We start from the raw sequence: 11,976 nt of genomic DNA, 5'->3' as shown, positions 1-11,976 counted from the left end.
CGCCGGGACGGGCTGAGCCACAGCAGGGGCGGGCGCAGGAGCCTGCGCGCCCGTAGGCGCCAGCTGGCCCGAGCAGTTGCCCAGAATCCGCGCCATAGCGTCGTGCTCGGCCTGGGTCACCCACAACGCATACGTCGCCTTCACCGAAATCTGCCGTGCGACGTACTCGCATCGGAACCCCTTGTTCGGCGGCAACCAGGTAGCGGCGTCGCCGTCGCCCTTCTTCATGTTTGTGGGGCCGTCCGTCGCCTGCAGGTTCAGCGGGTCATTTGCGAACGCCGTTCGCTGGTCCGTTGTCAGCTGCTGCGCGCCCTTCTGCCAGGCATCGCTGAGTGCGACTACGTGGTCGATCTGCACTGCGGTGCTGGTGGCCTGCCCGCGAAGGAAACTGATGCTCGTGCCCGTGTACGGATCCGCCAGCATCCCCGACTTCACCTTGCACGGCACGCTGTTGACGTAGGTAATGGCAGTGAGGTCGCGGTTGAGCATGTCGTTACGGGTGTCACAGCCGTTGCGGTCCACGTCCGCCCATGCCTGCCCGAACAACGCCCGGTCATACCCCGTCTTAGGAGCCCTGCCCTTGATAGGAAGGGTTGCCAGTAGGTCCAGCGCCTTCGTTGCGTAAGCGGGCTGTTGGTTTGGTGCCGACACCGAGGTGCCGTTTGCCACCCCGGCCGCCGTCTCCGGGTCCAGTGGCGCGCCGGTCTCCTGCGCAGTGGGAGTGGCCGACGGCGCGGCGCTGGCTGATGCCGTTGGGCTGGCACTCACGGTCGCCGCTGACACGATGGTGTCCGAAGCGGCAGCTTCCAGGTCCGCGGTGGCCACCCGCGGCAGGGCGAGGCCGCCGGCGATGAAGAGGGCGAATGAGGTGGCGAGTGCGACGGCACCCGCTCTGCGTCTTGCCGGCAACATGGCCCAGGAGCGGCGTCCCGTCACCAGAACGTAGAGCCCTGTAAGCGCGGCGGAAATGGCCAGGAAGACGAGCGCAAGTCCTACCCCGCTGCTCATCGCTCCCAGAAGCATAAAAAGCGCGGTGATACCCCCGACAATAAGGGTTGAGACAGGTAATCTGCGCGGCGGTTTAGGCGCAGACGGCGACGGACTCAAAAAGGCGCGGTAGTTCGGCAATTCTTTCCCCCATGAAGCGGGCCGCATAGGGGCCCTGGTTCGCTGCTAGTCCAGCGAATGTAGTCCGTCAAGCCTATTTCGTTACCATGTGCAGGCTTCCAAATTGCCAAGGTCCTGCGACAACGTTGAGCTCTTCTTGATGCGATCTTGAGCTTGCTTGTCGCACTCACACTTTCGCGCTTAATAATCCGCGCGGCCGGACACAGAGGAGCCCCGGCACAGTGAACGTGCCGGGGCTCCCCGAACAGCTACGCGGCGGAACTACAACGGGCCGCAATAGTGGTCTGCTTAGGCTGGATCCTCCAATTCCCAATCCTTGACGTCCGCGAAAGGAGCGAACACCGAAGGGTCCAGTTCCTCGAATTCCAGGTTGTTCCGGACAAGGTGCGGCCAGTTCCGGTTGGCCAAGGCGGCTTTGCCCAGCGCAACCACGTCAGCTGCGCCATCCACCAGCATGGACACGGCGGTGTCCGGATCATCAAGCTTGCCGTTGGCGATCACGGGTACGCCAGAGTACTGCTTCGCCAGCGCAGCCAAGGTTTCGTCAGCATCTTCGAACGCGGGCTCGGTGGCCCTGTACTCGGTGGTGTGGACGAAATCGATTCCCGTAGCGCCCAGCGTGCCGAAAATAACTTCGGCTTCTCCCACTCCTCCGCTCCACCGGTGGTCACTGTCGCTGACCTTCGACTGGGAGATGCGGATCCCCACCGTCATGCCCGGGCCAACGGCCTCGCGCACATCGCGGCAGATCTCAGCGGCAAAACGCACCCTGTTGTCCAGTGAGCCGCCGTACCGGTCGTCGCGCTGGTTCAGGTAGTCCGTGAGGAACTGGTCCAGAAGGTACCCGTTGGCACCATGAATCTCCACACCATCAAAGCCTGCCTGCTGTGCGTGCAGGGCGGCCGTCACAAAGCCATCCCGGACCTCCTTCATCTGGGCCGCGGTGATCTCCGATGGAACGGGATAGGGGCCTTCACCCCGGTAGAAGCCAAGTTGCTCCCCCTTCGGTGCAACCGCCGATGGCCCTACCGACGAGTCCACAAACCGGTTGCCCTGGCTCTGCGCCCCGGCATGCATCAGCTGGGCGAAGATTTTCGCGCCCGCCGCGTGAACGCCCTCCACAACTTTCCCCCAGGACTGGGCTTGTTCCTTGGTGGCGATGCCCGGCTGGTAGTGGTAGCCCTGGCTGTGGGCAGTGTCCGGATAGATCCCTTCCGTAATCAGGAGTCCAAAGCCTCCGCGCGCGAAGGTCTGGTAGTAGGTAGCCATCCTTTCGGTGGCGTGCCCGTCCTCGGTTGCGCTGATCCTCGTCATGGGAGCCAGGGCAACCCGGTTATCCAGTTCTGTGGGACCGATCCGAATGGGTGACCAGAGCGGGGTGTAATTCGTCATGAATCTCCTTGGGAGCAGTTGGTTTCAGGTTGGTCTGGCATCATTCCAGCTGCCTGCGCAGGCAGGCCCGCATTGGCTGGATCAGCCACGTAGGCCTGCCGGCGTCTGCGCAACCGGTCGAGGACCGGCGCGTCAGTGAAGCAGTTGAGCACTGCAGACCACAGTTGTTCAAGGGTCTGGCACTGTGTTGAGGCCCCGGAGGGGCCTGTCATCATCCAGCCGTCCTTGAGTGCGGTCACCTTCGGGGATCCTGGCAGCCCAGTGCAGACCGCGTTGATCGTGCCGGCCACGATCAGGTGTTGTCTCATGGTCCGCACCGGTCCCAAGGCAGGATCGGCAACGGTAGTCCTACCGCAGGCACCGCACATGTCGCTCTCTTTCGCTAAGGCATGACATCGCCGGAGTTGGGCCCCAGCGTCTGTCCCACGAACAGGTTTCCGCCCGGGTCGCTGGCCAGCAGCAGGGCCGCAGGTGCCACTTCAGCCGGCGTCCCGAAGCGTCCGAGCGGTAGTTCGGCGCGTTTCGCGGCTTTCCAGCTTTCCGAGATGCCCTCCACGAGGGGCGTTTCGATGGGGCCCGGGGCGATGCAGTTGACCAGGACGTTGTCCGCCGCCGTTTCCAGGGCGAGGGCCTTGGAAAGGCCAACGACGCCGGCCTTGGCAGCGCTGTAGTGGGTCAGCCCCACGCCGCCCTTGATGGCCAACTGGGAGGCGATGTTGATGATGCGGCCCCACTTCCGCTGCCGCATCTCCCCCACCACCTCCCGGCAGCACAGGAACACACCGGTCAGGTCCACCGTGAGGGTCTCATTCCACATGGCAAGGGACATGTCCTCCAGCGGAGACTCCGTCAGCAGGCCCGCGCTGTTGACCAGGACGTCGATGCCGCCCAGCCGGTTCCGGGCCTCAGTGAAGGCCGCCCGCACGCTGGCTTCATCCGCGACGTCCACGCGGATGGTGCCGTCATCTCCGGCCCGGTCCAGCACGGCCACCCGGTCCCCGTTCGCTAGGAAGGCGCCGGCGATGGCCTTGCCGATCCCGCTGGAACCGCCGGTGACAACCACTGCCCGGCCGTTCCCGGAAGCATGAGCATTAGTCGATGTGTTCATGGTGTCCCTTCGCCGTCAGGCACGCATCTTCACGGTGAGGCCGCCGTCAACCACCAGCGCCTGCCCAGTGATGTAGCGGGACTCGTCAGAGGTGAGGAATCCAATCACACTGGCCACCTCGTCCGGGGTCCCTACCCGGCCCCAAGGGATGTCCTTCCCGGCCCGCTGCAGCCCCTCGGGCCCCAGTGAATTCACGGGGTCCAGGGACTGCGGGGTCTCGATCAGGCCAGGTATGACGGCGTTGGCGCGGATCTGCCGCGGACCGAGTTCCACGGCCACGCTGCGGACCAAACCCAGGACCCCGGCCTTGGCCGCGGCGTAGTGGGCATGTTCCTCCCAGCCGTACACCCCGCCCGCGATGGAGGAGATCGCAACCAGCGCGCCGCCGTCGGTCATCCTCTCTGCACCGGCACGCAGCGTGCGCAGGACCCCGGTGAGGTCCACGTTGAGCATGTCGTGCCAGCGCTCGTCCGTCATCTCCCCCAGAGGGGAATTGCGGAGGATCCCGGCGTTGGCGATGGCGTAGTCCAGCCGTCCGTACTCGTCCACGGCCCGCTGGGCCAGCGCGTCCACGGATGCAGTGGTGCGGACGTCCACTTCGTGGATCACCGCTTCACCGCCGGCCTCCTTAACCAGGCGGAGGGTTTCTTCCGGGTCGTGGGGGTCGCCGGGGAAGGTGCCGATAACCGACACCACTTCCTTGAGTGCGTAATAAACGGCGAGGGCGCGCCCGATGCCGCTCGCAGCTCCGGTGATGATGGCAACTTTGCTACGGGATGTCATGGGGGTGGTCCTCCAGGAGAGCTTCGACAGGGGGCTTGGCTGCGATCATCAGGAGCCCGGAGAACAGCGTTCCGGCCGCGCCGACCCATAGGGCTGCAGCGCCTGTGCCGGCGCTGGCGGCCGCTGCCGTGAACAGCGCACCGCCGAGGATGGTACCGGGCTGGCTCATGGCGCCGATGAAGGCGGTACCGGTAGCGCGGCAGCTTACGGGGTAGCACTCGGCCATGAAGTACTGGATCGCGGCGTAGGGTCCAACGAGGAAGAACAAGCCTGCGCCGTAGGTGAGAATGATCATGAAGGGGCTGGTGGCAATGGGGCTGAGCATGATGGCGAAGGAGATACCGGAGAGGATCCAGCCGCCGATGATGGTGCGTTTGCGGCCAATCTTGTCGCCGATCCAGCCGTGGAAGACGTAGCCGAAGTAGGCCAGCAGGTTGATGATGATCAGCATCCAGAACGCGTCAGCGAGCTCCACGCCCTTGGCATTCTTCAGCACTGAGGTGCCCAGGACGCTGAAGATCATGATGCCGAAGAAGTTGAAGATCCAGGCCAGCGAGAAGACCACAGTGTTCCGGGCCAGGTGCGGTTCCCAGATGCGCTTGAGGGGGGCAGCCGAGGAGTGCTCGACGCCATAGGCGTGGGCGAGGGCGTGTGCTTCCCCTGATTTGCCGCTCTTCTCGAGTTCGGTGAGTTTGTGATGCAGTTCGAACTGGGGTGTCTCCTTGAGCTTCTTGGCGATGACCCAGACGATGATCGCGGCCGGAATTGTGGCCACGAGGTAGAGGGCGCGCCAGCCTAGGGATGGAAGCAGCACGAGGGCGAGGGCGCTGGCGAGCAGGAAGCCCAGCGGCCACCCGCCCTGGATGAAGGAGTAGTGGAAGCCGGGCCGTTTGCGCTTGTCGGGCACCTCGGTGACCTGGTAGACCTCGTTCATGTAGGTGGCGTTCACGGCCTGCTCGGAGAATCCGAGGCCTCCGAAGGACCGGACGATGACAAGCAGGGCGTTGCTCAGGACCGGGATGCCGGTGGGGATCAGTGCCGTCAGGCCGGAGACGACGGCGGTTCCGCCTACGGTGACCATCATGCCTTTGCGCCGCCCCAGCCGGTCAATGATAGGGCCGATACCGAAGCACACGATGGCTGTGCCGACGGCGATCCAGGTGTTGATCGCGTAGGCTTCCGGTTCGCTCCAGCCGAACTCCTCCTGCATCGCGGGCAAAAGCGTGCCGAAAAGACCGTAGTCAAAGACGGCGATGGTCCACGCCAGCAAGGCAAGGACCGTAGCGGTAGTGGTGTGCCGCTTGGTGAAAACAGGGAACCTGCGCTTTTCACCCGGTCCCGGCTGAGACAGATCGACGTCGGTCTGTTGCGTAGTCATGAGTGGCTTTCCTTTCGGGGGCTGCGGGCAAGGAAGGAGTCAGCGATCTGGTCGAAGGTCAGCCAGTTGACGCCGTCGTGGGAGTTAATGTGTTCGATCAGGCGCTCGAGCATGAGCAGCACCTGGGGGCGGCCGGAAACGTCCGGGTGGATGGTCATGGTGAAGACAGCCTGGTCCATTTCGCGGTAGACCCAGTCGAACTGGTCCCGCCACATCTCTTCGATGTCGCGGGGATTGACGAACCCGTGCGAGTTCGGTGCTGCCTTGATGAACATCATGGGAGGCAGGTCATCGAGGTACCAGTTGGCCGGTATCTCCACCAGGTCCGTTTCCTGCCCGCGCACCAGCGGCTCCATCCATGTTTCGGCGTTTTTGGTGTAGTCGATCTTTTTCCACGAGTCGCCTACGCGGACGTAGTACGGTTCAAAATCACGGTGCATCAGGGAGTGGTCGTACTTGATGCCCCGTTCAAGGAGGATCTCGTTGGTGACAGGCGAGAACTCCCACCACGGCGCAACGTATCCCGTGGGCCGGCGCCCGGATACCTTCTCGATCAGGTCGATCGAGCGGTCCAGGATGGCGGTCTCCTGTTCCCGGGTCATGGCGATCGGGTTTTCGTGGGAGTACCCGTGGACACCGATCTCGTGTCCGGCATCCACAATCATCTGTGTCAGTTCCGGAAAGGTCTCGATGGAGTGTCCCGGCACGAACCAGGTTGCCGGGAGGTTGTATTTCTGGAACAACCGGATCAGCCGCGGTCCCCCGACTTCACCGCTGAACAGCCCCCGGGAAATGTCACACGGGGAGTCTTCGCCTCCATAGGAGCCGAGCATGCCCGCCACTGCATCAACGTCCACACCGAAGGCGACTTGAATGTCTTTAGCCATTAGATCTTCCTTTCAATTCGGATAAACCGGGGGTGTTTTTGGATTTCAGGTGGAAGGTTCAGGAGGCCTCCCGCGTTGGGCGAAGATTTCGGTGATCCGCTGCCGGTCCGGGTTGATCCTGAGCAGGAGGCTGAGCAGCATCAGCGACTGTGACGGCCGCAGGTGACCGGACCCGATGGCCCCGGCAGCGCGGAGGTCTTCACCGCCCCCGCCGGCCCCGTAGATCGGGACCACGGGTCCGGCGTCCACACGGGTGCTCGTGACCACCACGACGCCGGACGCCACCGCGGCGGTGACCTCGGAGCAGAGGCTGGAGTTGGCATTGCCGCTCCCGGTACCTTGCAGGACGATGCCCGCCGCTCCCGCTTCAAGGGCGGCGTGCATCAGGACGGAGTCGGCACCGGGATAGGCGGCAACGAGGTCTACACGTGGGGAGCCGCTGCCCGGCTGGGGCAGGGGCAGGGCCTCAAGCCTGCTGCCACTGCCCGCCATGGCAACGTCTCCTTCGGCTGATACCCGGCCCAACACCCCAAAATCGGGGTTAGCAAAGGCGTTGAGCCGAACAGTTTGGCTTTTCCGGACGCCGGCGGCAGGGAAAATGGAACCTGCGAAGTGCACCAGGACGCCTCTTCCCCTGGCGTCCTTCGAACCCGCGATGGCGATGGCGCGGGCCAAGTTGTCCGGCCCGTCGGGAGCCTCGGAGTCAGCGGCGCGTTGTGAGCCGGTGAAGACAACCGGCCGCGGGTCGCTGTGGGTCAGGTCGGCGAGGTAGGCGGTCTCCTCCATGGTGTCCGTCCCGTGCGTCACAACCACCCCCATGACACTGGAGTCCTCCAGGACTTCTTTGATGGTGGCGCAGATGCGGACCATGTCGTCGAAGGTCAGGAGGTAAGACCCTTTCTGGAATACGTCCAGCACCCGGACAGGATGGGAGATGCGCGGACCCAAGGCTGCGAATACCTGTTCCCCGGTATCGGAGGCGACTGCGCCACCGGCAGAGGATGACCGCGAAGAGATAGTTCCTCCGGTGGCCAGCAGCACGACGTGGGAGTCGGTATCAGTCATCTCAGCTCCGATAGATGGATGAAACTTACAGCACCCAATCGATTGGGTAACGTTCCGTGGAAATGGGTTCATGTACAGGCAGAGAGGTCAGTGGCGAAGGGGGCGTGCTAACAAAGGGCGTTCATAAAGATCTACCCAAACGATTGGGTTGCGTTGATGAAAGACTTTAGAATGTGAAGCGGGTCACGTCAAGGGTTGCCCGCGGGCCTGGCAGAGCAGACCTGGGCTACAGTGACCTCGGTGAGCAGGGGGAGGGACATGGAAGAAAAGGCAGACGGCGGACGCACGGTCACGCTGAAGGATTTGGCCCGGGAGCTGGGCATCCATCCTTCCACTGTCTCCAGGGTCCTGCATTCCGGTTCCGACGTGGCCAGAGGAGCCGCCTCCGCTGCCACCGCGGAGCGCGTCCGTGAACTGGCGCGCAAGCTCGGTTACTCCCCCGACCCCCAGGCCGCAAGCCTGCGGACCCGGCGGACCAAGCTGCTCGGCGTCATAGTCCCTCGCCTTTCGGACCTGGTCCTGGCCATCATGTATGAGGGAATTGATGAAGCGGCAGCCGAGGTAGGATACTCCGCGTTTGTCATGAACTCGCGCGACGATCCTGAAGAACAGCGGCGGAAGATCGACCTCATGCTGGCGCGCCGGGTGGATGGCCTGATTATTGGCGACGCCCGCCTTGACGGCAGCCTCCTGCAGGAACTGACGGACCGGAAGGTCCCGTTCGTGCTGATGAACCGCAGGGTGCCGGGCTATCCCTCTGCCACCTGCGACGACGTGGTGGGCGGCGAGCTGGTGGCCGGACACCTGTGGGAGATGGGCCACAGGCAGGTGGCGGTGATTGCCGGCGAGCCGTACGCAAGCACCGCCATCGACCGGACTGCCGGCTTCCTGGACCGCTGGCGTTCCCTGGGGGGCACCATCCCCGACGACGGCGTGGTGTGGTCCACATTTGATACGGCCGGCGGCCGGGAGGCTGCTGAAAAAATCCTCGCCAGAGGCGAACCGCGGCCCACTGCCTTGTTCGCCGTCAACGATTTTGCAGCTATTGGAGCGATGGGAGCCTTACGCTCCCACGGCCTCACCGTGGGGCAGGACGTGGCCGTGGTGGGGTACAACGACACCTCCCTGGCGGCCGAACTTCCCATTCAATTAACTTCGGTTCACTCCCCCATGGCGGACATAGGGCGGACGGCAGTTCAACTTATCCAACGTGTGCTCAAGGGCGAAAAACCCGAACCTGCACGGCTCAAACCCACGCTGTACGTGCGGGAAAGCAGCGCTGCCAGGGTGACGGCGGACGCGGCCGCCACCTAGGACCCGGCCGCCACAATCTTCAACGCCAGCAGGCAGGTCGCGCGGACTTCGCCATCACTCAGGTCAAGCCGCAGGAGCTCCTCGATCTTGCGCAGCCTGTAGGCCAAGGTATTGCGGTGGATAAAGAGCTCCTTACAGGTCTCGGCGGTATTCCCGCTGTGCCGAAGGTACACGTCAAGCGTTGCGCGCAAGGCGGTGCCGCCGTCGGACATCAACGGAGCGAGAAGCCTCCGGGACATGGCCACCAGCCCCGGACCGGGCAGGCCCTCCACCACGCCGGCCAGGTCTGCGACAGGCGCCTGATGGAGCCCCGGCTCACCGACCCGGCGGCGCGCCAGCTGCAGCACCAGCGGCAGTTCGCCCAGGCTCCCGCACTCGGAGACGACGGCGGAAAGTTCCGGCGCGTCCTGGAAGGACTTCCGGACGGCTTCCACCAGCTCCATACCCGCCTCGCCGCGCTGCACAAGCAAGGTGGTGAGGCCGGCCTCTTCCATGAACCGCACGGTCCTGAACTCACCTTGCAGGCCAACCCGCACCCGCCAGGCGATCGTCCTCAGCTTGACCGGTGCAACGTCACCTGCGCCGCCGATCAGCACAGAGCCCCACTCCCCCTCCGGCTCGAACCCTGCCTCCGTGGCATAGCGCTCCAGGGCCGGCGTCGGCGTCCCCCTGACCTCGTAAAGCGCCTCCATGAAGCGTGCGGCCTCCCGCGAATGCAGGGGCGACCGGGAACCAAGGGTGTAACTCAGCTGCATGGCAATGACGGCAGCAACCGGCCCCAGAAGAGGCTGGAGCACCACGCTGCTTTTGATTCCCTCGATCGCGAGCTTGAACCGGAGGATACCGCCGCTGGGCAGGCTCAGGGTGGTCCTGGCCGTCCCGCCCCCGGCTGTTCCTGCGGAAATGAGTTCAAAGCCGTTGTGGTCAAGGACGGCCACCCGCGCCCTGACGGCCGTGGCCACCCGCTCCAAAACCTGTGCGAGGGAGTGGCCGCCCGCTGCCAGTCGTGTGCACTCATCCGCGAGCTCCCACCCGGCGCGCAGCTCGGCATACCGTTCGGCCGCGATGAGCTGGTCCGCATGCCTCATCACCAGGACAAACGGCACCTCCGGAGGCAACTCAAGCAACGGAAGGCCATAGGCTTCGCAGGCGCGCACCAAGCCCGCCGGCAATTCCCGGTGCGCTGCGCCGAGTCCGAAAACCAGCCCTGACACGGGCACGGACATCAGGCGCTCGACGTACGCATCCCAGATCCGATAGTCCTTAACGTTCAGGCCCATCCCGTTGGTCAGCAGCAGTGCATTGACGCTGAGAAAGGGCGTGGGATCCATGTGCTCTGAGGGCGCGCACCAGGCGATGGGGCGCGCAAGGCGCCCCGCACTGCCCGGCACGGCAAGGCGGATGTTCAACGCCGGATCTGCCACGAGATCGGCAATACGCATAAGAATGCCTCCTGCTAGTGCAAGCATCATAATTCACCGGCCCAGATTCGGCGTTCTGCCCAATTCCTGCAGGAACATCGCCTCTGTACCGTAGCCTGCATGCATAAAAATGTGACGCAGACCACCGCTGCCCAGGTGCTCCTGAATTCGGACCTGGGCGAAGGATTTGGGTTGCACGAGTTCGGAAACGACGTTGCCCTGATGGAGATCATTGACGTCGCCAACGTCGCCTGCGGCTATCACGCCGGGGACCCGGATGTCATGAATCGGACCGTGGCCCTTGCCGCTGAACATGGCGTTGCCGTCGGAGCCCATCCCGGGCTTCCTGATCCCATGGGGTTTGGCCGCCGCCGCATGGTCCTTACCCCCGATGAGGTGGAGTCGATCATCCTGTACCAGACGGGGGCGTTGACCGCCTTCCTGATGAAGAACGGGATGTCCCTTAATCACATCAAGCCCCATGGCGCCCTCTACGGCATGCTCGCCGGAGACGAAGACCTCATGCAGGCGGCCGCCGGAACAGCGAAACAGTTTGGCGTTCCGTTCTACGGCCTCGCAGGCACTGCCCATGAATCAGTGTGCCGTGCCATGGGCGTTAGCTTCATTGCGGAACTGTACGTTGACCTCAACTACGGCCCGGCCGGCGAACTCCTCATCCAGCGCCGGCCCGCGCCCACAGACCCCGAGGCTGCCGCAGAACGGGTTCGCCGGGCGGTGGCAGGCGAGGCCGTGGCCGCCGTCGACGGCACCCCTTTGAACATCTCATTCCAGAGTATCTGCGTCCATTCCGATGCACCCAATGCCGTGGCCGTCGCCTCCGCAGTACGCAACGCACTCAACTCGCCCCGACCCGCCCACTCCTGAAAGCGAGCAGCACATGGCCACGATCGTTTCACCCCTTCCCGGAGTCTTTTACCGCAAGCCCGGACCGGGCAAACCCCCCTTCGCCAATGAAGGCGACACCATCGAAGTGGGGCAGACCATCGGCATCGTAGAAATTATGAAGCAATTCACGGAAATCCAGTCCGACGTCGCCGGGACGCTTGAGTCCTTTGAAGTCAACGAGGGCGACATGGTCAACCCGGGAGACTCAATCGTCGTCATCCGGGAAGGATAGAGGCAGCCCATGAAACTGTTCATTGCCAACCGCGGCGAGATCGCAGTAAGGATCGCCCGGACCGCCCGCCACATGGGCATCGAGACAGTCCTGGGGGTCAGTGAGCCCGACGCTAAATCATTGGCTGCCCGGTCAGCCGACCACTACGTCGTGGTTGGTCCAGCCCAGGCAGCCGCCAGCTACCTGAACCAGGACGCCCTCGTCGCCGCGGCCCGGGAGCAGGGGTGCGATGCCGTCCACCCTGGCTACGGCTTCCTCTCGGAAAATGCCGACTTTGCCCGGAAGGTGGCAGACGCAGGATTGACATGGGTGGGCCCGAACGCGGAGACCATCGCCATGATGGGCAACAAATCCCTGGCCCG

General features: G+C 64.0%; 12 protein-coding genes. 4 read left to right on the top strand and 8 right to left on the bottom strand.

The window, feature by feature from the left end:
• The 7 genes from AC5RWX_RS24720 to AC5RWX_RS24690 form a co-directional block, all read right to left on the bottom strand.
• Positions 1-1,008 (bottom strand): HNH endonuclease family protein (locus AC5RWX_RS24720; protein ID WP_494098927.1); only part of this gene is annotated, 1,008 nt, incomplete at its 3' end.
• A 408-nt stretch (positions 1,009-1,416) separates the two neighbouring features.
• A complete protein-coding gene (locus AC5RWX_RS24715; RefSeq protein ID WP_494098926.1) occupies positions 1,417-2,520 on the bottom strand; it encodes an oxidoreductase in 1,104 nt (367 codons plus the stop codon).
• Between the two features lie 382 nt (positions 2,521-2,902).
• A complete protein-coding gene (locus tag AC5RWX_RS24710) occupies positions 2,903-3,628 on the bottom strand; it encodes an SDR family NAD(P)-dependent oxidoreductase (RefSeq protein ID WP_494098925.1) in 726 nt (241 codons plus the stop codon).
• 15 nt (positions 3,629-3,643) lie between these two features.
• On the bottom strand, positions 3,644-4,411 hold the full coding sequence (locus AC5RWX_RS24705) for an SDR family NAD(P)-dependent oxidoreductase (RefSeq protein WP_494098924.1): 768 nt from the start codon (positions 4,409-4,411) through the stop codon (positions 3,644-3,646).
• On the bottom strand, positions 4,398-5,789 hold the full coding sequence (locus AC5RWX_RS24700; RefSeq protein ID WP_494098923.1) for an MFS transporter: 1,392 nt from the start codon (positions 5,787-5,789) through the stop codon (positions 4,398-4,400). Before AC5RWX_RS24700 ends, AC5RWX_RS24705 begins: the two co-directional genes overlap by 14 nt.
• A complete protein-coding gene (locus AC5RWX_RS24695) occupies positions 5,786-6,676 on the bottom strand; it encodes a polysaccharide deacetylase family protein (protein WP_494098922.1) in 891 nt (296 codons plus the stop codon). Before AC5RWX_RS24695 ends, AC5RWX_RS24700 begins: the two co-directional genes overlap by 4 nt.
• Positions 6,677-6,721: 45 nt before the next feature.
• A complete protein-coding gene (locus tag AC5RWX_RS24690) occupies positions 6,722-7,741 on the bottom strand; it encodes an asparaginase (RefSeq protein ID WP_494098921.1) in 1,020 nt (339 codons plus the stop codon).
• A 258-nt stretch (positions 7,742-7,999) separates the two neighbouring features.
• On the opposite strand from AC5RWX_RS24690, the gene AC5RWX_RS24685 reads away from it, so the two are divergent.
• Positions 8,000-9,055: a LacI family DNA-binding transcriptional regulator gene (locus AC5RWX_RS24685; protein ID WP_494098920.1), complete on the top strand. Its 1,056-nt coding sequence runs from the start codon at positions 8,000-8,002 to the stop codon at positions 9,053-9,055.
• Here AC5RWX_RS24685 and AC5RWX_RS24680 read toward each other — a convergent pair.
• Entirely contained in the window at positions 9,052-10,497 is a 1,446-nt protein-coding gene (locus tag AC5RWX_RS24680; protein ID WP_494098919.1) for a PucR family transcriptional regulator, read from the bottom strand. The genes AC5RWX_RS24685 and AC5RWX_RS24680 overlap by 4 nt on opposite strands.
• A gap of 111 nt (positions 10,498-10,608) precedes the next feature.
• On the opposite strand from AC5RWX_RS24680, the gene pxpA reads away from it, so the two are divergent.
• The 3 genes from pxpA to AC5RWX_RS24665 form a co-directional block, all read left to right on the top strand.
• Positions 10,609-11,361 (top strand): 5-oxoprolinase subunit PxpA, encoded by a 753-nt coding sequence (pxpA, locus tag AC5RWX_RS24675; RefSeq protein ID WP_494098918.1) that lies wholly within the window; start codon positions 10,609-10,611, stop codon positions 11,359-11,361.
• A 13-nt stretch (positions 11,362-11,374) separates the two neighbouring features.
• Positions 11,375-11,614: an acetyl-CoA carboxylase gene (locus tag AC5RWX_RS24670; RefSeq protein WP_018770516.1), complete on the top strand. Its 240-nt coding sequence runs from the start codon at positions 11,375-11,377 to the stop codon at positions 11,612-11,614.
• 9 nt (positions 11,615-11,623) lie between these two features.
• Positions 11,624-11,976, top strand: a 353-nt coding sequence (locus tag AC5RWX_RS24665) for a biotin carboxylase N-terminal domain-containing protein (protein WP_494098917.1), incomplete at its 3' end; no start/stop codon positions are given.

This window comes from Arthrobacter sp. SPT-J7, assembly GCF_059089965.1.
This window is presented reverse-complemented; position numbering and strand designations above follow the sequence as displayed.

What these genes read in the sequence shown, in the direction of transcription:
- AC5RWX_RS24690 (WP_494098921.1), bottom strand. Translation starts at nt 7,741, where the DNA reads ATGACTGATACCGACTCCCACGTCGTGCTGCTGGCCACCGGAGGAACT.
- AC5RWX_RS24680 (WP_494098919.1), bottom strand. Translation starts at nt 10,497, where the DNA reads ATGCGTATTGCCGATCTCGTGGCAGATCCGGCGTTGAACATCCGCCTT.
- AC5RWX_RS24700 (WP_494098923.1), bottom strand. Translation starts at nt 5,789, where the DNA reads ATGACTACGCAACAGACCGACGTCGATCTGTCTCAGCCGGGACCGGGT.
- AC5RWX_RS24695 (WP_494098922.1), bottom strand. Translation starts at nt 6,676, where the DNA reads ATGGCTAAAGACATTCAAGTCGCCTTCGGTGTGGACGTTGATGCAGTG.
- AC5RWX_RS24710 (WP_494098925.1), bottom strand. Translation starts at nt 3,628, where the DNA reads ATGAACACATCGACTAATGCTCATGCTTCCGGGAACGGCCGGGCAGTG.
- AC5RWX_RS24670 (WP_018770516.1), top strand. Translation starts at nt 11,375, where the DNA reads ATGGCCACGATCGTTTCACCCCTTCCCGGAGTCTTTTACCGCAAGCCC.
- AC5RWX_RS24715 (WP_494098926.1), bottom strand. Translation starts at nt 2,520, where the DNA reads ATGACGAATTACACCCCGCTCTGGTCACCCATTCGGATCGGTCCCACA.
- AC5RWX_RS24685 (WP_494098920.1), top strand. Translation starts at nt 8,000, where the DNA reads ATGGAAGAAAAGGCAGACGGCGGACGCACGGTCACGCTGAAGGATTTG.
- AC5RWX_RS24705 (WP_494098924.1), bottom strand. Translation starts at nt 4,411, where the DNA reads ATGACATCCCGTAGCAAAGTTGCCATCATCACCGGAGCTGCGAGCGGC.